This window comes from Streptomyces sp. JH14, assembly GCF_029428675.1.
Lineage (GTDB): Bacteria > Actinomycetota > Actinomycetes > Streptomycetales > Streptomycetaceae > Streptomyces.
Window position 1 is genome coordinate 5,205,239 of the sequence record NZ_JAJNEL010000001.1, and the last position, 23,374, is coordinate 5,228,612.

Below are 23,374 nucleotides of genomic sequence, written 5' to 3' on the forward strand. Positions count from 1 at the left end.
CGGCTCCTCCGGAGCCGGCGGCGAGCGCGCCACAACAGGAGCAGCCATGCCCACCATCACCGAAGCGAAGGTCATCGTCACCTCGCCGGGCCGTAACTTCGTCACCTTGAAGATCACCACCTCGGACGGGGTGACCGGCCTCGGCGACGCCACCCTCAACGGCCGCGAACTCGCCGTCGCCTCGTATCTGCAGGACCACCTCGTCCCGCTGCTGATCGGCCGCGACCCGGCCCGCATCGAGGACATGTGGCAGTACCTCTACAAGGGCGCCTACTGGCGCCGCGGCCCGGTGACCATGACCGCGATCGCCGCCGTGGACATCGCCCTGTGGGACATCAAGGGCAAGGTCGCCGGCATGCCGGTGTACGACCTGCTCGGCGGCCGGGCGCGTGAGGGAGCCATGGTCTACGGCCACGCGAGCGGGGGCAGCGTCGCCGAACTGCTCGACGACGTCGCCCGCTTCCGCGACCTCGGCTACCGGGCCATCCGGGCTCAGGCCGCCGTTCCGGGCTCGCCCGGGAGCTACGGCGTGCGACACGGTGCGATCTACGAACCCGCGGCCGCCTCACTGCCCGAGGAGCAGGTGTGGTCGACCGAGGCCTACCTCGACTTCGCGCCGGGCTGTCTCGCCGCGGTGCGCGAGAAGTTCGGCTTCGATTTCCATCTGCTGCACGACGTGCACCACCGGCTGACGCCCACCGAGGCGGGCCGGCTCGGCCGCAGTCTGGAGGACGTGCGTCTTTTCTGGATGGAGGACCCGACCCCCGCCGAACTGCAGGAGTCCTTCCGGCAGATCCGCCGCGCCACCACCACGCCGATCGCGGTCGGCGAGGTCTTCAACTCCATCTGGGACTGTCAGCAGCTCATCACCGAGCGCCTGATCGACTACATCCGCGCCTCGGTGGTGCACGCCGGAGGCATCACCCATCTGCGCCGCATCTTCAACCTGGCCGAGCTGTACCAGGTGCGCACCGGTTCGCACGGCGCCACGGACCTCTCGCCGGTGAGCCTCTCCGCGGCCGTCCATCTCGATGTGACCGTGCCGAACTTCGGCGTCCAGGAGTACATGGAGCACTCCCCGCTGACACATGAGGTCTTCCACACCTCGTACGAGCTCCGCGCAGGCGCCCTCCACCCTTCGTCAGCCCCGGGATTGGGCGTCGAGTTGGACGAGGAGGCAGCTGCACGCTTTCCGTACGACCCCAAGTACCTGCCGGTGGCCCGTCGGGCCGACGGGTCGGTGCATGACTGGTGAGCACGCCCGCACGACTCTCCCGTGCCGCACTCGGCACTCTCCCGCCCGAGTGCCGTCCACAGATCGACCCGGCCGCCCTGCGCCCGCGGATCGTCCACCTTGGCATCGGCGCCTTCCACCGGGCCCACCAGGCCGCCCTCACCGAGACCGCCGAGGCCCAGCACGGCGGCGGCTGGGGCATTGCCGGGATCTCGCAGCGCAGCCGCAGTGTGGTGGACACGCTGCGGCCGCAGGACGGGCTCTACTCACTGACACTGCGCGAACCCGCCGGCCCGCGGACCCGCGTGGTCGGCTCGGTGACCGAGGTGCTCCATGCCGCCGATGCGGAGCGACTCACCGGGCTGATCGCCTCGCCGGATGTCACCGTGATCACCACCACGGTGACCGAGAAGGGCTACCGGCGTGACCCTGTGAGCGGCGGCCTGGCATGGGACGACCCGGGTGTACGCAGCGACCTGGCAGGGGCACCGGCCCCGGTGACCGTGATCGGGCAGCTGGCCGCCGGTCTGCGTGCGCGTCGGCACACCGGCGCCCCCCTCTCGGTCGCGCCCTGCGACAACATGGCGGACAACGGCTCGGTCGTGCGTCGACTGGTTCAGGAGTTCGTCGCGGCGGCCCCGTGGCACGACCGCGATCGCCTCCTGGAGTGGATCGACTCCTCCGTCGGCTTCCCGTCGACCGTCGTCGACCGGATCGTGCCCGCGACCGGCGAGGCCGACCGGCGGACCGCCGCAGCGGCCCTCGGCCTGCGCGACGAGGGTGCCGTGGTGGCCGAGCCGTTCACCCAGTGGGTGCTGCAGGACTCCTTCGCCGCAGACCGGCCCCGGTGGGAGAGCGCCGGTGCCCAGCTGGTCGCCGATGTCGCCCCGTACCAGATGATGAAGCTCCGGCTGCTCAACGGATCGCATTCGCTCCTCGCCTGTCTGGGCCTGGCCGCGGGGTGCCGCACCGTGGCCGACGCGATGGACACCCCCTGGGGCGAGCCGGCCGTGCGCGCCTACGCGGCAGAGGTGGCGCAGAGTCTGGCCTCCGCAAGCGACCTCGACATCCCCGCATACGTCGACAGTCTGCTGAGCCGCTTCGCCAACCACGCCATGGACCACCGGCTGGCCCAGATCGCGACGGACAGCTCGCTCAAGATCCCGGAGCGCTGGCTGGCAGCGCTGCGGGATCTGAGGTCCGCCGGTCTGCAGACCCCGGTGCTCACCACGGCTCTCGCTACGTGGGCCCGGCACACCCGCGACGGGCAGCTCGACGACCCGGCGGCGGACCGGTTGCGTCGGGCGTGGCAGTCACCTCAGGACGGCGCGATCCGCGAACTGCTCCGTACGCTCGGCGCGCCGGACCTTGCCGAGGACAGCGCGTTCGTGGCGGAGGTCGACGGCCGGGTCGGCGCACTGGACCGGGGGAGCCGCGCGTGGTTCACCGGATGAGGGGCCGGCTCCGCGGGCCGGGCAACCGGCGAGGGCCGCGGGGGCCGGGCGGGGGCGTGCCCGTGCAGCGAGGCCGTGGCGTGCGGGGAGGCTGAGCTGCATGCCGAACGTGTCGTCATCACCGTCGATGCGCGGAACGAGGTGCAGCAGGGACGGCCGTGGCGAGCCGCCAACGCCGAGCGCCCGCCTTCCTCCCCGGTGGGGGAGTGGAAGACGGGCGCGCTCGGGCCGGGATTTTCCGTGGGTCAGGCCTGCGGGGCGGCGGACTTGATCGCGGAGATGTCGAAGTTCAGCTTGACCTTGTCGCTGACCATCACGCCGCCGGTCTCCAGCGCCGCGTTCCAGGTCAGGCCCCAGTCGGAGCGGAGGATGTTCGCGCTGCCCTCGAAGCCGATGCGCTCGTTGCCGTAGGGGTCGGTGGCGGTGCCGTTGAACTCCAGGTCGATGGCGAGCGGACGCGTCACGTCCTTGATGGTCAGGTCGCCGGTGACGCGGTACGTGTCGCCGCCGAGCTGCTCGGCATGGGTGGAGCGGAACGTCATCTTCGGGAACTTCTCGGTGTCGAAGAAATCGGCGCTGCGCAGGTGGTTGTCGCGGTCGGCGATACCGGTGTCGATGCTCTCGATCGTGACGTCGATGGAGGCGGTCGAGTTCTTGGGGTTCGAGCCGTCCAGGTTCAGGGTGCCCTCGTGTGCGCCGAAGGAGCCGCGGACGTTGGTGACCATGGCGTGACGCACGGTGAAGCCGATGCTGCTGTGCGACGGGTCGATCGTGTACTCGCCGGTCAGGGCAGCGAGGGCGGGGTCCACCGTGGTGGTGGCGGTGGTGGCGGTTGCGTCGGCGGACTTGCGGTTGAACAGAGCCATGGCTCCTCCTCGGGGGACGTGATCGAGCGGGGTCGAAGGTGTTGTTCAACCTTCAACGACATTCACCGTAGCCCCATCTTGTTCAAAGTTCAACATCTCGCGCAGATCTTTTTCGTGGTCCGTCCGGCGGGTCGTGGCGCCCGCCGCGCCGGTGCGCGATGCCCTCTGGCGGACGCGCGTAGAACTCGGGCACTATCTCCCTGCCCTTGTTGTCATGAGCAGGAGGAGTCCCCCATGGTGTCCCGAATGACACTGCGCCCCGTCCTGACCGCCCTCGCCCTCGTCCTCGGTGCGCTGTTCGTCCCCGGCGTCGGCGCCTTCGGTGCCGGCGCCACCCAGGCGCACGCCGTCACCAAGCTCACGCACGCGCAGGCGACGTCCAGGTTCAGCTCGTCCGGCATCACCTGGTCGTCGTCCGGCGGCTGCTCGAACCGGAACGTCGCCACCTGCACGTCCTTCGACCAGCTCAACCTCCCCACCGCCCAGGGCGCCCAGACCCTGAAGAGCGCCACCGGCTGCGCGCTCAACATCACCGGCGGCACCGAGACCGGGCACGCCAGCGGTACGTACTCCCACTGGAACGGCTACAAGCTCGACTACAGCAAGTCCACCTGTCTCACCAACTACATCCACAGCGCCTTCAGCTACATAGGACTCCGCGGTGACGGCGCACCCCAGTACAAGTCCGGCTCCGGGAACATCTACGCGGACGAGGGCAACCACTGGGACGTCCTCTACTACAACTGCGGCGGCTGCTGACGACCCCGCTGACAGGGGTGCCCCTGCCCGGCGGAGTCCGGGCGGGGGCACCTCGCGGATCATCCGCCGTGGCTCAGGAGCCCACGCTCACCGTGAACCGCCGCGGGTTGCCGTCGTTCGCCGCCCCGGAGACGTCCGGCCGGCCGTCGGGGCGCACGTCGTCGTACGGGAACGCGTACCCGATCGGGGTGTTCGCGTGCACCACGCGCGACCAGTGGTTCGTGACCGCGCCCTGGTAGTAGTCCGCCACCGATGTGCCGTTCGGCTGGTCGGGGTGGGTGAGCATGAGGGACCGGTTGAAGCCCGCCGCCAGCCGTGCCAGCAGGGCCTTCTTGTCGTCGGAGTCGCCCGGGTTGTTGGTGAACGGCCCGTGGTTGCAGGTGAAGATGTCCTTCGACACCGGCTTGGTGAAGGTGTGGCCGCCGTCGAAGGTCAGGATGTCGCCGCTGACCCGGCCGGTCCGGATGCCGCGCCCGCCCTGGAGATCGATCCGCAGGTCCGTGTTCCGGTACTTCTCCCAGACCTGGTCTATCTGTGCGGTGAACACGTCCCGGAGCGGCATCTGGTCCGGGCGGTCGAAGTACGGCGCCATCAGGTTCTGCGGCGAGATCACCCGCAGCACGCTGCCGTCCCCGCCGCGGATCACCAGCTTGTCCCACGGCTGTCCGTCCGCCGCCGCCTGTGCGGTCAGCCCGTCGGCGATGCGCTGCACGGCGCCGCCGGGCAGGGGCGCGACCGTGTGTGTCGTGTCGCCCTCCAGTGTCAGGCCGATCGGCAGCGCGGTGACCAGGTCGACGTAGCTGATGTTCGCGTACAACTGCTGCGGGTTGAAGGTGAACTCGCAGAACGACCAGGTCCGCCCGTAGTTCGGGTCGGCTGACGTCGAGAACGCCGGCTCGACCAGTGCCGGGCCCGGGTTCAGGAAGAAGTCGAGCTTGCTGTCGCGTACGAAGTAGACGCGGGCGCCGTACATCTGAGGCAGCGTCAGGACGACGGGTCCGGCGCCGGCGGACTTCAGCGGGATGGCGCAGTCGACCGGCAGCGGGGTCTGCGGTGCGGCGGGGGAGTCGGGGCGGTAGACGCTGCCGTCCGCCCGCAGCAGCATCCAGCGGTCGGTGCCCTGCTCGTGGCCGGTGACGTAGGCGTACACCGTGCCGGGCAACGAACGGTTCTCCAGGGCCAGTTCGCAGGTGGCGGCCGCCGCCGAGGCGTGCGGGCTGAGGGCGCTTCCCCAGGTGGGGTAGGTGAGCGCGGCCGCCGTGGCGGCGACGCCCGTCAGGAACAGTCTGCGCGAGATCACGAGGGACTCCTGAGGTGTGGGGGCCGCGGACGGGAACGATCGTGCGGGGGGATGGGACAAGGGGGCGTCCGCGGTGTGCACCACTCTCGTGACACCCGTGGTTGGCGTCAAGACTTGTGACTGAGAGCGCTCTCAGAAAGTCGGATCCTTCGTAACTCGACGCATGGATGCGGTAGTTGCCGGGTGACACCTTGAAATGCCCGTGCCGTATCCGTCAGGACCTGAACGCCGCGCCCGTCGCGTTGTGATGCTTCCGGGGGTGCGCCGATCTCCCGGTCGTCTGCGTGGACCTGCGGCGTCCGTGCGCGGCGGAGTGACGGCCCCGCCTGCCCGGAGGGGCCGGGGCCGAGACGCGTGAGGGGGATCGGCCGGGCGGCGGCCCACTTGGACTTACGTAGCGCGGTTGTTGGACTGGCGCGCCCCTCGGAGCCGTACCTCGTTGACGGTGTCCCGACACGGGGACTACTCAGGGCACATGTCGCGAAGATTCACTTCGGCGGGCGCTGTCGCCGCCGCCTCAGCCGCCGTCCTGGCGCTCGTGGGGACCGCGCTCCCCGCCGCAGCCGCCGCCCCCTCACCCGCCGCAGTCGGCGCAGCCGTCCCCGCGGACGCCGCCGTCATCGGATCCGCGCAGCTCTCGGTCGCCGTTGCCGACGACTTCCCGCGCGTCCTGTCGTACACCGACCGGGCCAGCGGCAGCCGGCTGTTCGGCAGTACGCAGCCGGTCACCGCGGTCACCCTCAACGGCGCAGCACATGTGGTGCAGTTGAAGGGCGCCCCCCGGGTCACCGCCTCGACCGCGCGGTACACGCTCACCTTCCCCGACCTGCCCGGCGTCGAGATCGACGCCTCGTTCTCGGTCTCGGGACGTGCCACCACCTTCAAGGTGACGGCCGTCCGCGACACCGAGGCCTTCCGGGTCGGCACCATCGACATCCCCGGCCACGACCTGGTGTCCGTCGGCTCGACGGACACCGGCGCCGCCACCGCGTTCACCCGCTTGGACCCGGACTCGACGAAGACCGCCGACGTCTTCGCCAAGGTCACCACGGACACCGTCGCCGACAAGGCGCCGGTCGGCGCCTCGTACGCCATCGTCAACACCGGCACGCTCGCCGCGGCCGTCGAGTCCAACTCCTCGTACGACAAGCCCTCCGGTGCCACCGGTGGCGACGACGCCCGGTTCTGGCACCAGGCCCGCAAGGCCGACGACGGAAGCGTCAGGGTCGGTGTCTGGTCCGGGCAGTGGACCTACCGCGGCGACGGCGCTCCGAAGCCGGAGAGCGGCGCGAACCTGCCCTGGGCCAAGGTCGTCGTCACCCCCGACGCCAACGGTGACCAGACCGTCGACTGGCAGGACGGCGCCGTCGCGTTCCGTACCATCGGCGTCACCGCGCCCGGCAGCGACGACACCGCGGACCGGGTGATCACCCACATCCCGTTCAACTTCGCCAGCCAGGCCACCCACCCCTTCCTGCGCACCCTCGACGACGTCAAGCGGATCTCGCTGGCCACCGACGGCCTCGGCCAGCTGGCGCTGCTCAAGGGCTACGCCGCCGAGGGCCATGACTCCGCCCACCCCGACTACGGCGGCAACTACAACGAGCGTGCGGGCGGGCTGAAGGACCTCAACGAGCTCCTCAGGGACGGCAAGAAGTGGGGCGCCACCTTCGGCGTCCACGTCAACGCCACCGAGGCGTACCCGGAGGCCGACGCCTTCGACGAGCAGCTCGTCGACAGGACGAAGCCCGGCTGGAACTGGCTCGGCCAGAGCTACTACATCGACCAGCGCCGCGACATCAACAGCGGCGACCTGGCCAAGCGCTTCCAGCAGCTGCGCAACGAGACCGACCCCAACCTCAGCCTGCTCTACATCGACGTCTACTACACGCACGGCTGGATCGCCGACAAGACCCTGCAGTCCGTGCAGAAGCAGGGCTGGAACGTCGCCACTGAGTGGGCCGACAAGTTCGAGCGCGGCTCGCTCTGGTCGCACTGGGCCAACGACCTCGACTACGGCGGGGCCACCAACAAGGGCCTCAACTCGCAGATCATCCGGTTCATCCGCAACAGCGAGAAGGACGTCTGGAACAACGACCCGGTCCTCGGTCAGACCGCCATCGACGAGTTCGAGGGCTGGACCGGCGAGACCGACTGGAACGCCTTCTACGACAACGTCTGGCAGCGCGACCTGCCGGCCAAGTACCTCCAGCAGCAGAAGATCACCCGCTGGGAGGGCAACGACATCACCTTCACCGGCGGTGTCCGGGGCACGGTCGAGGACGGCAGGCGGACCTTCTACGACCACGGCCGCAAGGTGCTCAGCGGCACCGACTACCTGCTGCCGTGGGACGGCGGAAAGAAGCTCTACCACTACAGCAAGTCCGGAGGCACGAGCAGCTGGGCGGTCCCGTCCACGGGCAGGTACACCGTCTACCGGCTCACCGACAACGGCAGGGCCAAGGCCGGCACGGTCGAACCCGTCGACGGGAGGATCACGCTGACGGCCACCGCCGGTCAGCCGTACGTCCTCTACCCGGACCACGCACCCGCCGCCGCCGACCCGAAGTGGGGCGAGGGCACCCCGGTCGGCGACCCCGGCTTCAACGACGACGGGCTCGACGCCTGGTCGAAGACCGGCACCGTCGCGCGTGACACCGACGGCCAGGGCCGCAACAGCGCGAAGCTCTCCGGCGAGGGCACGGCCGCCGTCGCGCAGCGCATCACCGGTCTCAGGCCCGGCGCGCGCTACACCGCCTCCGCGCTGATCGAGGTCCAGCCCGGTGGGACCCGGCACACGACGCTCTCGATCGGCGGCAGGTCCGTGGCCGTGGACCGCTCCACGGCCAAGGACAACGTCGCCGCATCGGACTGGCACGGCACGTACTTCCAGCGCGCCAAGGTGAACTTCACCGCCCCCGCCGACGGCCGGACCACGTTCCGCATCGAAGCGGCCGGCGGCAGCACCGCGACGGTGCGCGCCGATGACGTGCGGATCGTCGCCAACGCCCCGGCGACCAAGAAGAACACGGTCGTGTACGAGGACTTCGAGGACGTCGACCAGGGCTGGGGCCCGTTCCTCAAGGGCGACGCGGGCGGCTCCACCGACCCCCGTACGGTCATCTCCCAGCTGCACGCCCCGTACACCCAGGCCGGCTGGAACGGGAAGCTTGTCGACGACGTGATCGGTGGCAAGGAGTCCCTCAAGGCCCACGAGGAGAACAGCGGGCTCGTCTACCGGACCGCCCCCTGGACGGTGCCGATGGCCGACGGCCACCGCTACACGGTGGAGTACGACTACCAGTCCAGCCACGCCGGTGCCTACGAATGGGTCGACGGCTACGACCGGATCACGGCCGCCGGTGACCCCGACGCGGTCGAGACCCGGGCCACGGCGATCGGCCGGCAGCGCACCACCGGCCACTTCACCGAGACCGTCACGGCGGGCTGCGGTGACACCTGGACCGGGCTGCGCAAGCGCGACGACGCGCCCGACGGTGCCGACTTCGTGCTCGACGGGTTCACCGTGACCGACCTCGGTCCGGCCCCCGCCGGTGAGCAGGCCGCCTGCGGCACGCTCAGCGTCGACCCGGCCGCCGAGACCCTGGAGCCGGGCACGGCCAACGTCGTCGAGGCGAGCTTCACCAACTACGAGGCGACGGCCGCCACCGACGTGTCGGTCGGCCTCACCGTCCCTGACGGCTGGAAGGCGGAGCCGGTGGGCGCCGTCACCTTCGACTCCGTGGCGGCGGGCGCCGAGGTCACCGGCAGCTGGCAGGTCACCCCGCCGGTGGACGCCGAGTACCGGACGTACAGCCTGGGCGCCGAGGCGACGTACACGGCCGGCGGGTCGCAGCGGACCCTCGGCGCGCAGACGTCCGTACGGACCCTGCCGCCGCCGCCCACCACGGACAGCTGGGCCAGCGACCTCGACTGGACGGCGGCCGAGAACGGCTGGGGACCGGTCGAGCGCGACCTCTCCAACGGTGAGACCGGCGCCGGTGACGGGACCGCGCTGACGATCGGCTCCACCGTCTACGCCAAGGGCCTGGGCAGCCACGCCCCGGCGAGGATCCGCTACTACCTCGGAGGCAGGTGCACCTCGTTCACCGCCGAGGTGGGTGTGGACGATGTACAGAAGACCGCGGGCAGCGTGCAGTTCCGCGTCACCGCCGACGGTACGGAGAAGGTGAAGTCACCCGTGCTGAAGGCGGCCGACACCGCCTGGTCGCTCACGGCGGACGTCACCGGTGCGAAATACGTCGAGCTGCTCGTCGCGGACGGCGGCGACGGCAACGGCAATGACCACGCGGACTGGGGGAACGCGCGGTTCCACTGCGGCGGCTGATCGAGCCGACGTCGATCCGTGAGCGGTTGAGGGGGCGGGGCCGGTCGTGGGCCCGCCCCCTCTCGGTAGCATGCCTCCTGTGCACGCCGCGCCCGCCGACGGCCGTGCGGGCACCGGCCGCCGTGTGGAGTGCGCCACAGTGAGTCTTTGTCGAGCTTTCACAATCAGGAGCGGTTGGACGCTGGTGGGTCGCCTGCATGGCGCACGGGTTCTGTCCGGCTCCACCAGGAAACGGGGCGGGAGACTGTACAGAGTCGACGGCAGGATTTTCTTGGTCGGCTTCGTAGGGTCGATACATGACCGTTGTGGACGAAATCCCGGGCGAGCCGAGTGACACCCGTGGCCGGGTGGCCGAACTGCTGGCACTGCGTGAGCAGGCGCGGCGCGGACCGAGTGACCGGGCGACCGAGGCGCAGCACGCCAAGGGCAAGCTGACGGCCCGTGAGCGCATCGAGCTGCTCCTGGACCCGGATTCGTTCAAGGAGGTCGAGCAGCTGCGCCGGCACCGGGCGACCGGGTTCGGCCTGGAGGAGAAGAAGCCCTACACCGACGGTGTCATCACCGGTTGGGGAACGGTCGACGGCCGCACGGTCTTCGTCTACGCGCACGACTTCCGGATCTTCGGCGGCGCGCTGGGTGAGGCCCACGCCACGAAGATCCACAAGATCATGGACATGGCGATCTCGGCGGGTGCTCCGCTGGTCTCGCTGAACGACGGCGCCGGTGCCCGAATCCAGGAGGGCGTCAGCGCGCTCGCCGGGTACGGCGGCATCTTCCAGCGCAACACCCGCGCCTCCGGTGTCATCCCGCAGATCAGCGTGATGCTCGGCCCGTGTGCGGGCGGCGCGGCCTACAGTCCCGCCCTCACCGACTTCGTGTTCATGGTCCGCGAGACCTCCCAGATGTTCATCACCGGACCGGACGTCGTGAAGGCGGTCACCGGTGAGGAGATCACGCAGAACGGCCTCGGCGGCGCCGATGTGCACGCCGAGACCTCGGGCGTCGCGCACTTCGCGTACGACGACGAGGAGACCTGCATCGCCGAGGTCCGCTACCTGATCGGGATGCTCCCGTCGAACAACCGGGAGAACCCGCCCACCGTGGCGAGCGACGACCCGGCCGACCGGCGCGGAGACGTCCTGCTCGACCTGGTGCCCGCCGACGGCAACCGCCCGTACGACATGCACAAGGTCATCGAGGAGCTCGTCGACGACGGCGACTACCTGGAGGTCCACGAGCGCTGGGCCCGCAACATCATCTGCGCCCTGGCCCGGCTCGACGGCCAGGTCGTCGGCATCGTCGCCAACCAGCCGCAGTCGCTGGCGGGCGTGCTGGACATCGAGGCGTCGGAGAAGGCGGCCCGTTTCGTCCAGATGTGTGATGCATTCAACATTCCTATCATCACTCTTTTGGACGTACCCGGCTTCCTGCCCGGCGTCGATCAGGAGCACGGTGGAATCATCCGGCACGGGGCGAAGCTGCTCTACGCGTACTGCAACGCCACGGTGCCGAGGATCTCGCTGATCCTGCGCAAGGCGTACGGCGGTGCGTACATCGTGATGGACAGCCAGTCCATCGGTGCGGATCTCACCTACGCCTGGCCCACCAACGAGATCGCCGTCATGGGCGCCGAAGGTGCCGCCAACGTCATCTTCCGTCGGCAGATCGCCGACGCCGAGGACCCGGAGGCCATGCGGATCCGCATGGTCAAGGAGTACAAGGCCGAACTGATGCATCCGTACTACGCCGCGGAGCGCGGCCTGGTCGACGACGTCATCGACCCCGCCGAGACGCGCGAGGTGCTGATCGCCTCGCTCGCGATGCTCCGGTCCAAGCACGCCGACCTGCCGTCGCGCAAGCACGGCAACCCCCCGCAGTAGCCGAGGCGGCCGCACCACCGCGCACCCCGGGCACAGCCCGCCCTGCACACTGCCCAGAAGACGGAGAACCCCTACATGAGCACTACTCCTGCCGATTCCGTGCTGCGCGTCGAGAAGGGTCTTGCCGACCCCGAGGAGCTGGCCGCGATAACCGCAGTCCTGCTCGCCCGCGCAGCCGCAGCGCCCGCTGCCGCCGCCCCGGCCCACCGCAGCCGCACCCACGCCGGCTGGCGCCGCCTGGAGCGCACCCCGGGCTTCCGCGCCCCGCACTCCTGGCAGGGCTGACCACGCTCGTCCTCGGCCGCCGGACGGGCCCGGAGCCGGTCTCCCGGCCCCGTCCGGCGGCCGAGGACAGCACACGGCCACAGGCGCCCGCACAACCGAATGGCCCCGCACTCCCGAAGGGGTGCGGGGCCATTCGCATGTCCGGCGGGGCGGGCCCTACCGCAGGCGGGCCATCAGCGCGTGCTCCACGAGCGTGATGAGCGCGCTCTTGGCGTCCGCGCGGTGGCGTGCGTCCGTGGTCAGGATCGGGGTGTCGGGGCCGATCTGCAGGGCCTCGCGCACCTCGTCGGGGGTGTAGGGCTGGTGTCCGTCGAAGCCGTTGAGGGCGATGACGAAGGGCAGTCCGCTGTTCTCGAAGTAGTCGACGGCGGGGAAGCAGTCGGCGAGACGGCGGGTGTCCACCAGGACGACGGCGCCGATGGCGCCGCGGACCAGGTCGTCCCACATGAACCAGAACCGGTCCTGGCCCGGTGTACCGAAGAGGTACAGGATCAGGTCCTGGTCCAGGGTGATACGGCCGAAGTCCATGGCCACCGTCGTGGTGGTCTTGTCCCCGGTGTGCGTCAGGTCGTCGATGCCCGCGGACGCGGACGTCATCACGGCTTCGGTGCGCAGCGGGTTGATCTCCGAAACGGCACCGACGAACGTGGTCTTACCCACGCCGAAGCCCCCTGCCACCACGATCTTCGCGGAGGTAGTGGAGCGGGCTGCTCCGCCGCTAGAGCTTGCGAAGTCCACTGAGCACCCTTTCGAGCAGTGTCACATCTGGCTGGCCGCCGGCGGACTCGTCGCCGCCGGGCTGATGGATAGCGACGAGTCCGGCCTCGGCCAGGTCGGCAACGAGGATCCGGGCAACGCCGAGGGGGATCGAGAGAAGCGCCGAGATCTCGGCGACCGACTTGATCTCGAAGCACAGCCGGCAGATCCGCTGGTGCTCGGGCAACTGCCCTTGCAGCCGGGACGGATCGGCCGTGGTACTGACCAACGCCTCAATGGCGAGCTGGTAGCGCGGTCGGGTCCGGCCGCCGGTCATGGCGTACGGACGGACCAGCGGGTTGTGCGCCGCGGGAGCGGCAGGCTCGGGGGCCCGCCGAGGCTGCACCGGCTGAATGCGGGGCTGCTGGGGCGAGTCGATCCGGTGCGGACGCTGAGGACGCTGCGGCTGCTGCCAGCCGCCGTCCTGCGGCTGATGCCACCCGCCGTCCTGTGCCTGCTGCCACCCGCCGTCCTGCGCCTGCCGGTGCGGGTACGGCTGCTGGGGCTCGTAAGGCTGCTGAGAGCCCTGTCTGCTGGGTGTGGAGGGGAAGTTGAAGCGATTGTCCCCGTGCTCACCCGGTGTTTGCTGACCACCGTCGTATTGGTGTCCGCCTGGGGGTGTTGCCACGATTCCTCCTCCGACTGCCGGTCCCGATCCCAGTGGGGCCGCGCCACCGCACCTTATGGTGCGGTGGCGCGAAACGCACTGTGTGTCTACTAGTTAAGAAGACTTCCCTGAAGTTCGGCGCGGAGGTCCGGGGTCAGGACGGTTCCCGCGCGGTCGACCAGAAGGGCCATTTCGTATCCAACCAGACCGATATCGGCGTCCGGGTGGGCAAGAACAGCCAGCGAAGATCCGTCGGAGATGGACATGATGAAGAGGAATCCCCGCTCCATCTCCACAACTGTCTGGTTCACCGCGCCGCCCTCGAAGATCCGGGAGGCGCCCGCGGTCAGCGAGGTCAGACCGGAGGCGACGGCCGCCAGCTGATCGGCACGGTCGCGCGGGAATCCTTCGGACATGGCCAGCAGGAGTCCGTCGGCGGAGACCACCACCGTGTGCGACACCCCGGGGGTGTTGTCCACGAAGTTGGTGATCAACCAGTTGAGATTCTGCGCCGCCTGGCTCATCGGGCTCACACTAACGCTCCTGGTTGTAGGTATTACTTGTGTCCGAACCAGCGTCACGACCCCGCTGAATGCCCCGACGCAGGTTGCTCAACCTGCCCCGGACGTCCTCAGGGGCGCGGGAGACCTGAGGGCCGCCCTGCTGGGTCTGCTCCGCCGTGCCCTCGACCAGATTGGCCTTGGGCACTCGCCGGGGAAGCCCGGACGGAGTGACCCCGCCCGCCTTCGGCTCCTTGAGCTTCTCGGCCCGCTCCCAGCGCTCGTCGTTCGTCGAGCGCCAGTCGTCGGAGCCGTTCCCGTCCTGCAGCGCGGGCGACGGCCGCTGCGACTGCTGCTCTGCTGCGACGGACTGATCGTTTCCGCGGCCGGTGGGCTGCCAGTGCTGCTGACCGCCCCGGCGCGGCAGACCGGCATCGGTCATCTCACGGCCGGCGTTCGGGGTGTGACCCGGACGTTCGAAGCCTACGCGCTCCTGCGGCTCCGCGGGGGCGCTCGCGACAGATTCCGGTTCGGCCTGGGACATGGGCTCGTAGGCACCCTGGTACGCGCCCTGATCTGCCCACTCTTCCTGGTGGGGCTGGGCGGCGAACGGGTCCTCGTAACCCTGCTGGGCGTTGTCCGCGGTGGCATATGCCGCCTCCGGATAACCGCCCTGCGCGGGGTAGTCGGCGGGCTCCGCGTAGCCGTTGCCGCCGCTGTACGGGTCGTAGCCGCCGTCGTAGGCGCCCTGCGCGTACTGCCCCTGCTGCTGACCGTTCGGATCCTGCTGCGGGTCCTGTGCGTACGCGTCGTCCGCGTAGGAGCCGTCCTGGTAAGAGGCGTCCTGGAAGGCGCTGTCCTGGTGCGAGGCGTCCTGGAACGCCTCGTCCTGGAACTGCGGGCGCTCGCCCCCTGTCTGGGCCTCCAGCGCGGCCCGGCGCTCCTCACGCATCAGCGAGCGGCCCACCGGGTCCAGCTGTGAGGGATCGACCTGCTCCTCGTAGCGCGAGTCGTCGAAGCCGAGCTCGGCCGCCGTGCGCATCTGGGGCAGGTGCGGCTCGAAGGCCTGCTGCCGCGGAATGATCGAGGAGACCGTGAAGTCGTCCTGGGCGGGGGCCGGTTCGAGCTCGCCACCGCCACCGTGGGTGATCGCGTCCGGCAGCATGACCAGCGAGGTGGTTCCGGCCTGCTCGCCCGAGGGGCGCAGCTGGACCCGGATGCCGTGCCGGTCGGCGAGCCGGCCGACCACGAAGAGACCCATCCGCTGGGACACCGCGGCGTCCACCGTCGGCGGGTTGGCCAGCTTGTGGTTGATGTCCGCGAAGTCCTCGGCGGTGAGGCCGATGCCCTTGTCGTGGATCTCGATCATCACGCGGCTGTCCGGCAGCCGGGTCGCGGTGACGCGGACCTTGGTCTGCGGCGAGGAGAACGTGGTGGCGTTCTCCAGCAGCTCGGCCAGCAGGTGCACGAGGTCGGTGACGGCCTGACCGTGGATCTCGGTCTCCGGGACGCCGGAGAGCTCGATGCGCTCGTACGACTCCACCTCGGAGGAGGCGGCCCGCAGGACGTCCACCAGCGGAACCGGCTGGTTCCAGCGGCGGCCCGGCTCCTCACCGGCGAGAACGAGGAGGTTCTCGCCGTTGCGGCGCATACGGGTGGCCAGGTGGTCCAGCCGGAAGAGGCTCTCCAGCTGGTCCGGGTCGGCCTCGTTGTTCTCCAGGTCGGTGATGAGGGTCAGCTGGCCCTCGATCAGCGACTGGTTGCGGCGCGACAGGTTGGTGAAGATCGCGTTGACGTTGCCCCGCAGCATGGCCTGCTCGGCCGCCAGCCGCACCGCCTCGCGGTGCACCTGGTCGAACGCGCGGGCGACCTCGCCGATCTCGTCCTGGGTGGTGATCGGGATCGGCTGGACCCGGGTGTCGACCCGGCCCGGCTCGGTCCGCGACAGCTGGTCGACGAGCATCGGCAGCCGCTGCTCGGCGATCGAGAAGGCGGCGGTACGCAGCTGGCGCATCGAGCGGCTCATCTGCCGGGCCACGAGGCCGGCCAGGAGGAAGGCGACCAGCAGCGCGACCAGCACGATGGCGGCGTTGACGATGGCGGCGGTCTTGGCGTCGGACGAGATGTTCGCGGCCTCGGTCACCGCCTTGTCGACGAGCTCCTCCTCGACCGTGGTGTAGCCGTCGAACTTGGCGGTGGAGGCGGCCATCCAGGTCTCGGGGGTGATCCCCTTGGCCTTCAGGTCGTCGGGCGACTGCCCCTGGCCGATCTGCTGGGCCATCCCGTCGAAGACCGAACCGTCGATGCTGGGGGGTGCGACGAAGGGCACACCTGCCGCGTCGGCCTGCGCCTTGGCGGCCTTCAGCTTCGCGGCGCCCTCGGTGGCCTTGCCGACCATGACCTCCTTGAGGCGGGTCGCGTCCGCCTGCGTACCGCCGGAGACGTACTCGCCGAGGGCGATCTGCTCCAGGTAGTTGTACGAGCCGAAGGCCTTGACCTGGGCGTTGAACTTGGCGTTCTGCTGGCTCGGGCGCACCAGCAGGTGCATACCGATGGAGCGCTGAAGCGATTCTGCGGCCTTGGCCAGCTCGATCGCGTAGACCGTACGGCCGTAGCTCGTGATGTTTCCGGTGCCGAGGCCCAGCTCGTTGCAGAACTCCATCAGGGAGTGCTGGACCTTGACGTAGCCCTCTTCCGTCTTCACCGGGTCCATGGCCTCGGCGTAGGCGGCCTTGCGCAGGTCGGAGAGCTTGGGCTCCTCGAGCCGGAAGAGCTGGATGCGGCGCTCCAGGCCTTCCTTCTTCGGCCTGCCCTCCAGCGACTGGTCGAACTTGGTCTTGGCTGCGTCCGTGGTGGCTCGGACCTGCGAGACGACGGCTGCGTCCCGCTTGTTCGACAGCAGGGACTGGGCGGACAGGTCACGCTCGTTGAGCAGTGCCTGGCCGTACTCCGAGGCCGCGCGCACGATCAGCGCGGTCTTCTCGGCGTCCTGGGCCTCTCTCCAGGTGTCGACCGACCCCTTCACCTGGAAGCCGCCCATGACCAGGCCGACCAGTACGGGAATCAGAAGGATTGCGTTCAGCCGGGTGGGTACCCGCCAGTTGCGCGGGGACAGCCGACTTGTGCTGCCACCGGCCGGTGCCTCTTCGGACACTTCGGCGGGCGCCGCCGCGGTGCGCGGCGGCGGGGTGAAGTTACCCCGCTCCTGCTGCGCCGCGGAGCCCTCGTTGCTACGCCTCACTCGACCAACAACCTCTCGGCGTCGGCACCTACGCTGTGCCGTTTTTCGTTCAGGGCCGTACTACTCGGGAGTTTCGTCGAATTGCAGCACGGGGACCGGCCGCGTTCCAAACAGTCGGAATCAGCCATTCCGAGTGGTCCAGGCCCTAGATAAAACGGGCATAAAGAGCGAGCCCCGCCAAAAGGCGGGGCTCACGTGAGCACAGCGACACCAATTGAATGCAACGGGTATTGATGCCGGAGCAATTCTCATTCGAAACGTTATGAACACGGGGGTGGATCGTGTCAAACGACACAGTCCACCCCCGAGCGCCTACAGCAACTTCCGTACGGCCCTACCGACTTGCGGTGAGCCTCCGGCTACTTCAGGCGGGCCATCAGCGCATGCTCCACGAGCGTGATCAGGCCGCTCTTCGCATCGCCGCGGTGGCGTGCGTCCGTCGTGATGATCGGGGTGTCGGGGCCGATCTGCAGGGCCTCGCGCACCTCGTCGGGGGTGTAGGGCTGGTGTCCGTCGAAGCCGTTGAGGGCGATGACGAAGGGCAGTCCGCTGTTCTCGAAGTAGTCGACGGCGGGGAAGCAGTCGGCGAGACGGCGGGTGTCCACCAGGACGACGGCGCCGATGGCACCGCGGACCAGGTCGTCCCACATGAACCAGAACCGGTCCTGGCCCGGTGTACCGAAGAGGTACAGGATCAGGTCCTGGTCCAGGGTGATACGGCCGAAGTCCATGGCCACCGTCGTGGTGGTCTTGCCGCCGGTGTGCGTCAGGTCGTCGATGCCCGCGGACGCGGACGTCATCACGGCTTCCGTACGCAGCGGGTTGATCTCCGAAACGGCACCGACGAACGTGGTCTTACCCACGCCGAAACCGCCCGCCACCACGATCTTCGCGGAGGTGGTGGCCCGGGCCGCACCGCCGCTAGAGCTTGCGAAGTCCACTGAGCACCCTTTCGAGCAGTGTCACATCCGGCGCGCCGCCGGCCTCTCCGTTGCCCGGCTGGTGGATGGCCACCATGCCGGCTTCCGCCAGGTCCGCAACAAGGATCCGGGCCACACCGAGCGGCATCGACAGCAGCGCCGAGACCTCGGCGACCGACTTGACCTCACGGCACAGGTGGCAGATCCGCTGGTGCTCCGGGAGCAGGGTCCCCAGGTGCGCCGGGTCGGCCGTGGTCGAGACCAGCGCCTCTATGGCGAGCTGGTAGCGCGGCCGGGTCCGGCCGCCGGTCATGGCATACGGACGGACCAGCGGCTGGTCGCCTTCACCTTCGTACGACGCGTTGTGCAGCGCGCCGTACGGATCGGGTGAGGCGGGTGGCGGGGTCATGAATCCTCCGGGCGTGACAGCTGAGCGTCGGCTTGCCGTCTTAAGGGGCCGGTGGGGGGCTGAAGCGGCCGGACGGTCGAGGGTGGAAGTGCGGGACCTGGGGGGATCGCGTCGTTCACCAATTCATGGCCGCCTAGTGGAGCAGGCTGCCCTGGAGCTCGGCGCGCAGGTCGGGGGTCAGGACGGTTCCCGCGCGGTCGACCAGAAGGGCCATCTCGTACCCGACCAGACCGATGTCGGCGTCCGGGTGGGCGAGCACGGCCAGCGACGAGCCGTCCGAGACGGACATCAGGAAGAGGAACCCGCGCTCCATCTCCACGACGGTCTGGCTGACGGCGCCGCCCTCGAAGATCCGGGAGGCGCCCGCGGTCAGCGAGGTGAGCCCGGAGGCGACGGCCGCCAGCTGGTCGGCGCGGTCACGCGGAAATCCTTCGGACATGGCCAGCAGGAGTCCGTCTGCGGAGACCACCACCGTGTGCGACACCCCGGGGGTGTTGTCCACGAAGTTGGTGATCAGCCAGTTCAGATTCTGTGCGGCCTGACTCATCGGGCTCAACTAACGCTCCTGCTGGTGAGTGGGGCCGAGTGGGAAACTGCCGGTCGACGGGCCGTTGTTGTTGGCCTGCCGCCCCTGCTGGATACCCCGGCGGAGATTGGTCAGACGCCCGCGCACGTCATCGGGCGCACGCGAGACCTGGGGACCTGACTGATGGCTCTGCTGCTGGGCGGTGCCCGGCACCAGATTGGCACGCGGTACCCGGCGAGGCAGACCGGAAGTGGTGATTCCGCCTGCTGCGGGCTTCTTGGCCCGCTCCGCCTGCCGTACGAGTTCGTCGTTCGGCGAGGCACGCCAGGACGTGGTGCCGGCGCCCGTGTCACCCGCACCGCGACGCGGCATCGGGGGAGTGGGACGGCTCTGTGCGGCGGGCCGCTGTGGGGCGGCGGCCGGTGCCTGCGGCTGCTGCTGACCGCCCTGCTGCGGGCCGTGGAACCAGTTCGTCTCCAGGGTGTCGTACAGCGGTGTACGACCGTCCCCGGGGCCGGCCGCCGGAGGCAGCGCCTCGGGCTGCGGCTGCGGCGGCAGCACCGGACGGTACTGCGCCTCGTTCGCCGGAGCGGGGGCGGGACGCGGGGGACGGAAGTCCTCGTTGTCCCGGCCGCGCTGACGCGGTGCCGGCAGCCCCTGGTCCTGCGAGGGCTGCGGGCGGCCGAAGTCCGGGCGGGCGAACTGAGCGGTGCCCGCCGGGTCCTGGTACTGCGGGACCTGGTTGTGCGGCGCCGGTGCCGAGAAGTCGGGGCGGGCGAACTCGGCGGTGGAGCCGGGGCCCTGCCGGTCGTCGAGCGGCGGGCGCTGGCCCATCGAGGGGTTCATCGGCCGCTGGAACTGGCCGCTGGACTCGGGCTCCTCGTGACCGCGCGGGGCGTCGAGCGGAGCACGCCGCCCCGCCGACGGGTCCTCGGTGCCCCAGCTGGCGGCCTGCGGACGCTGCGGCTGCGGATTGCCACCGGGCAGCTCGGCACGGGGACCGCCGACGGGCGGCAGCTGACGGCCGGGGCCGCCGGACTGCTGGAAGCCGCCCTGGTTGTCGGGGGCGTTGTGCCGGGCCTGCTGCGGCTGCGGCGCCTGCCGTCCGGCCGGACCGTTCTGCTGGCCGGGCTGCTCGTACTGCCCCGGCCGGCTCTGGCCGAACAGGTTGGTCTGACCGGGCTCCGTACGGCCGGGGTCGCTCTGGCCGCCCCGGGCGCCGAGCCGGGCACCGCCGCCGAAGGCACCGGCGGCTCCGCCGCCCTGACGCGGCGGCTCCTGACGCGAGAAGTCCTGCGGGCCGTTGCCGGACATCCCGGCGTTCTGGAAGCCGGCGTTCTGCTGGCCCTGCTGAGGCTGCTGGTTCGGCTGGCCCTGCTGCTGGCGGGGGCCGCCGTCGCGCGCCGGCAGTGCGGCCCGCGGACCGGAACCCGTACCGACCTGCCCGCGCGGCGCACCGGCCGTCGCGCCGAGACCCCGTGCGGCCGGAGCCCCCGGAGTACCGCCGAGCCCGGGACGGTTGCCGCCCCGGTCGCCCGACTGCTGGCCCGCGGCCTGCTTCGACGGCGGCTGCTTGCCGCCGTGCGCGACATCGACGGGGAGCATGACCAGCGCGGTCGTACCACCGGAGTCGGAGGGCCGCAGCTGGATCCGGATGCCGTGACGCAGGGACAGCCGGCCGACCACGAACAGACCCATGCGACGGGAGACCGAGACGTCCACGGTGGGCGGCGACGCGAGCCGCTCGTTGATGGCCGCGAGGTCCTCGGGGGAGAGACCGATACCGGTGTCGTGGATCTCCACGAGCACCCGGCCGTCGGGCAGCGCGTGACCGGTGACCCGGACCTTCGTCTGCGGCGAGGAGAACGATGTGGCGTTCTCCAGCAGCTCGGCGAGCAGGTGCACGAGGTCGTTGACCACGCGGCCGGCGACCTCGGTGGCGGGCACCGCGGCCAGTTCGATGCGCTCGTACTGCTCCACCTCGGAGGCGGCGGCACGGAGCACGTCGACCAGCGGGACGGGGCGGGTCCACCGGCGGCCCGGCTCCTCGCCCGCGAGGACGAGGAGGTTTTCGCCGTTACGGCGCATACGGGTCGCGAGGTGGTCGAGCTTGAAGAGTGAGGACAGCTGGTCCGGGTCGGCCTCGCGCGACTCCAGCTCGGAGATGAGCGAGAGCTGACGCTGGATGAGACCCTGCGAACGCCGCGAGAGGTTGGTGAACATCGCGTTGACGTTGCCCCGCAGCAGGGCCTGCTCGGCGGCGAGGCGGACTGCCTCACGGTGCACGTCGTCGAAGGCCGCGGCCACCTTGCCGATCTCGTCCCGGGAGTGCACACCGACCGACTCGACCGAGGTGTCGACGTCCTGCGGGTCCGCCTCGGAGAGCTGCTTGACGAGCTCGGGCAGACGGTCCTGGGCGACCCGGGTCGCCGTGTCCTGCAGTCGCCGCAGCGAGCGGATCATGGACCGGGCGACGACGAAGGCGCCGACCAGCGAGACACCGAGCACCAGCAGGATGAGCGCACCGCTGATGATGGCCTCGCGCTCCGACTGGTCGCGAAGCTCGCGGGCCTTGCCCTCCATGTCGCCGAGGAGGGTCTCCTCGATGGTCTTCATCGCCTGGATCTTGGTGGAGCTCTGGTCGTACCAGTCCAGGTACGAGCGGCGCGACGTGCCCTTCATGCCCGTGGGGCTGTCGAGCACCTTCTGCGCGTAGGTGTCGGCCGCCTTGATCTCCGGGTTGCCGTTCTCCAGCGTGGCCGTCAGTTCCTCGGCGTTCTGGCCCGTGGCCGTGTACGTCGCGTTGAACGACTTCAGCGCCAGCGTTTCCTTCTTGAGGGCGGCGCGGCCGAACTGCTGGTCGTTCTGGTCGAAGTGCGGTGCCTTGTCGTTGCCGCTGGGCAGTGCGGCAGCGATGATCGCCCGCTGCACCGACGCGTACTCCTTGGCGGAGGAGAACGCCGCCAGGGCGCGGGTGCGCTTGATCATCTCGGGGTTGCTGGTCGCCTGCGCCATGTCCTGCGAGAGGCTCAGCAGCAGGGTGATCAGCTGGCTGTACGCGTCGACGGTCTGGAGGCTCGGGGTGTCCGCCTCGTACGCGCTCTTGCGGATGTCGCGGATCTGGCCCAGCTGGCTGGAGATCTGCGCGACGCTCGCGTGGATGCCCTCGAGGGCCTCGTCGCCGTCGGTGTTGCCGATCGCGCTCGTCGCGTCGAAGAACGCGGCCTTCGCCCGGTCGGTCTTCTTGCGCGGCTCGGTCACCTTGAAGTCGGTGGCCTTGACCCCGTTGGACAGCGGACCGGCCGACCGGTCGCGCTCCTCCTGGAGCGCCTGGGCGAGCGAGGTCGCCTGCTTGGTCATCTGGGTCAGCAGCTGCATGTGGTCCAGCTGCTGAATGTCGTTCATGGAGTCGTTGATGCGCAGACCACCCAGGGTGGTCGCGGCGACTACCGGAAGGGCGAGCAGCGAGACCAGGCGCGTACTGATGCGCCAGTTGCGAAGAGCTATCCGCGAGCCCGTATTGATCGGACCGCGGGCCTTGAGCGCGGCCACCTGATCGGCGCCGCTGCTCGCCGCGGCAGCCGAGCGCGGGGCACGGTCGCTGCTGTCGCCGGCCGCGGCCGGTCCGGGGTTCTGGGCGTGCTGGGGCGAGGAACCGCGGTCGGTCCCGCCGCGCGGCTCCTGTTCCGCCGCAGCGCTGCCATCCCTCTTGAAACGTCCCTGCACTAGCGTCGCAACCTCTGGACCAGGCGTCCCCCCGCGTAGACGGGCAGGACGGTGTCGGCGTCGTGGGGCGTTGTTTCCCGCCCCATGGTGGTCGTGAGTGACCGGCGCTCTTCCCCTTCCCGCCGCCACTCGGCGCTGCGTTGCGCCCCTGCGCGCCGGCCTGAAACCCGCGGCGGTGCGTGGAATTCCAGCACAGTGCCGGATCTCCAACAAGGCCCAGGCGCCACGCTGTGACCGGAGTGACACGGTGTGACGGCTTGGTAACCAGGCGTGGAGAGTGTTCACGGGCAAAGCGGATCATTACCGGTTAATCAGATGCGCCCGAGAGGTGTCCCAGTCGACATGATCAGGAGCGGAATGGCTGATTCAGTGGCGCAATGTCCGTTTTCTCGATCACGATCGAGCGTCCGGAATGGGGCAATTGTCGACGACTTCGTGAGCAAACTCACATGATGATCGCCGTCTCATCCGGGGATCGGGCGGGAATTGGATGTTTAGCCTGGCGCTTTACAGGGATGGCAAATCCGACAACCGGCGCCCCTCCGGGTGGCGCCCGTAGCGAC

Annotated in this window: 16 protein-coding genes; 6 read left to right on the forward strand and 10 right to left on the reverse strand. The window is 69.9% G+C overall.

All coding sequences use genetic code 11. The features are described from left to right. Positions 1 to 46: 46 nt before the first annotated feature. Both manD and LRD69_RS23600 read left to right on the forward strand, forming a co-directional pair. On the forward strand, positions 47 to 1,255 hold the full coding sequence (manD, locus tag LRD69_RS23595; protein WP_277328540.1) for a D-mannonate dehydratase ManD: 1,209 nt from the start codon (positions 47 to 49) through the stop codon (positions 1,253 to 1,255). Beyond that, positions 1,252 to 2,688: a mannitol dehydrogenase family protein gene (locus LRD69_RS23600; RefSeq protein ID WP_277328541.1), complete on the forward strand. Its 1,437-nt coding sequence runs from the start codon at positions 1,252 to 1,254 to the stop codon at positions 2,686 to 2,688. The genes manD and LRD69_RS23600 overlap by 4 nt, the downstream gene beginning before the upstream one ends. Positions 2,689 to 2,933: 245 nt before the next feature. Here LRD69_RS23600 and LRD69_RS23605 read toward each other — a convergent pair whose 3' ends face one another. After that, complete coding sequence (locus LRD69_RS23605; RefSeq protein ID WP_277328542.1) at positions 2,934 to 3,554, reverse strand: YceI family protein; 621 nt, start codon at positions 3,552 to 3,554, stop codon at positions 2,934 to 2,936. 234 nt (positions 3,555 to 3,788) lie between these two features. Here LRD69_RS23605 and LRD69_RS23610 point away from each other — a divergent pair, with 234 nt between their 5' ends. Beyond that, entirely contained in the window at positions 3,789 to 4,313 is a 525-nt protein-coding gene (locus tag LRD69_RS23610; protein WP_277328543.1) for a hypothetical protein, read from the forward strand. 73 nt (positions 4,314 to 4,386) lie between these two features. Here LRD69_RS23610 and LRD69_RS23615 read toward each other — a convergent pair whose 3' ends face one another. Beyond that, a complete protein-coding gene (locus LRD69_RS23615) occupies positions 4,387 to 5,613 on the reverse strand; it encodes a glycoside hydrolase family 64 protein (protein ID WP_277328544.1) in 1,227 nt (408 codons plus the stop codon). A gap of 475 nt (positions 5,614 to 6,088) precedes the next feature. Here LRD69_RS23615 and LRD69_RS23620 point away from each other — a divergent pair, with 475 nt between their 5' ends. The 3 genes from LRD69_RS23620 to LRD69_RS23630 all read left to right on the forward strand — a co-directional run bounded on the left by LRD69_RS23620 (position 6,089) and on the right by LRD69_RS23630 (position 12,126). Further along, positions 6,089 to 9,961, forward strand: a complete 3,873-nt coding sequence (locus LRD69_RS23620; RefSeq protein ID WP_277328545.1) for an endo-alpha-N-acetylgalactosaminidase family protein — start codon at positions 6,089 to 6,091, stop codon at positions 9,959 to 9,961. A 296-nt stretch (positions 9,962 to 10,257) separates the two neighbouring features. Then, positions 10,258 to 11,841 (forward strand): acyl-CoA carboxylase subunit beta, encoded by a 1,584-nt coding sequence (locus LRD69_RS23625; protein ID WP_277328546.1) that lies wholly within the window; start codon positions 10,258 to 10,260, stop codon positions 11,839 to 11,841. Between the two features lie 75 nt (positions 11,842 to 11,916). Then, a complete protein-coding gene (locus LRD69_RS23630; protein ID WP_277328547.1) occupies positions 11,917 to 12,126 on the forward strand; it encodes an acyl-CoA carboxylase subunit epsilon in 210 nt (69 codons plus the stop codon). A 156-nt stretch (positions 12,127 to 12,282) separates the two neighbouring features. On the opposite strand, the gene LRD69_RS23635 is transcribed toward LRD69_RS23630, so the two are convergent. From LRD69_RS23635 to LRD69_RS23670, 8 genes are all read right to left on the reverse strand, one after another. Then, positions 12,283 to 12,864, reverse strand: a complete 582-nt coding sequence (locus LRD69_RS23635) for an ATP/GTP-binding protein (RefSeq protein ID WP_014048542.1) — start codon at positions 12,862 to 12,864, stop codon at positions 12,283 to 12,285. Beyond that, on the reverse strand, positions 12,845 to 13,510 hold the full coding sequence (locus LRD69_RS23640; protein ID WP_277328548.1) for a DUF742 domain-containing protein: 666 nt from the start codon (positions 13,508 to 13,510) through the stop codon (positions 12,845 to 12,847). Before LRD69_RS23640 ends, LRD69_RS23635 begins: the two co-directional genes overlap by 20 nt. Positions 13,511 to 13,599: 89 nt before the next feature. Continuing rightward, entirely contained in the window at positions 13,600 to 14,013 is a 414-nt protein-coding gene (locus LRD69_RS23645) for a roadblock/LC7 domain-containing protein (protein WP_030980891.1), read from the reverse strand. A 10-nt stretch (positions 14,014 to 14,023) separates the two neighbouring features. Continuing rightward, the gene (locus tag LRD69_RS23650; RefSeq protein WP_277328549.1) at positions 14,024 to 17,230 is read right to left on the reverse strand and encodes a nitrate- and nitrite sensing domain-containing protein; all 3,207 of its coding nucleotides are present in this window, start codon (positions 17,228 to 17,230) and stop codon (positions 14,024 to 14,026) included. A 359-nt stretch (positions 17,231 to 17,589) separates the two neighbouring features. Further along, positions 17,590 to 18,171, reverse strand: a complete 582-nt coding sequence (locus LRD69_RS23655) for an ATP/GTP-binding protein (RefSeq protein WP_073738725.1) — start codon at positions 18,169 to 18,171, stop codon at positions 17,590 to 17,592. Next, positions 18,152 to 18,559, reverse strand: a complete 408-nt coding sequence (locus LRD69_RS23660; protein ID WP_277328550.1) for a DUF742 domain-containing protein — start codon at positions 18,557 to 18,559, stop codon at positions 18,152 to 18,154. Before LRD69_RS23660 ends, LRD69_RS23655 begins: the two co-directional genes overlap by 20 nt. Before the next feature lie 133 nt (positions 18,560 to 18,692). Continuing rightward, positions 18,693 to 19,106 (reverse strand): roadblock/LC7 domain-containing protein, encoded by a 414-nt coding sequence (locus LRD69_RS23665; RefSeq protein WP_024495006.1) that lies wholly within the window; start codon positions 19,104 to 19,106, stop codon positions 18,693 to 18,695. 9 nt (positions 19,107 to 19,115) lie between these two features. After that, a complete protein-coding gene (locus LRD69_RS23670) occupies positions 19,116 to 22,811 on the reverse strand; it encodes a nitrate- and nitrite sensing domain-containing protein (RefSeq protein WP_277328551.1) in 3,696 nt (1,231 codons plus the stop codon). Positions 22,812 to 23,374: the final 563 nt, after the last annotated feature.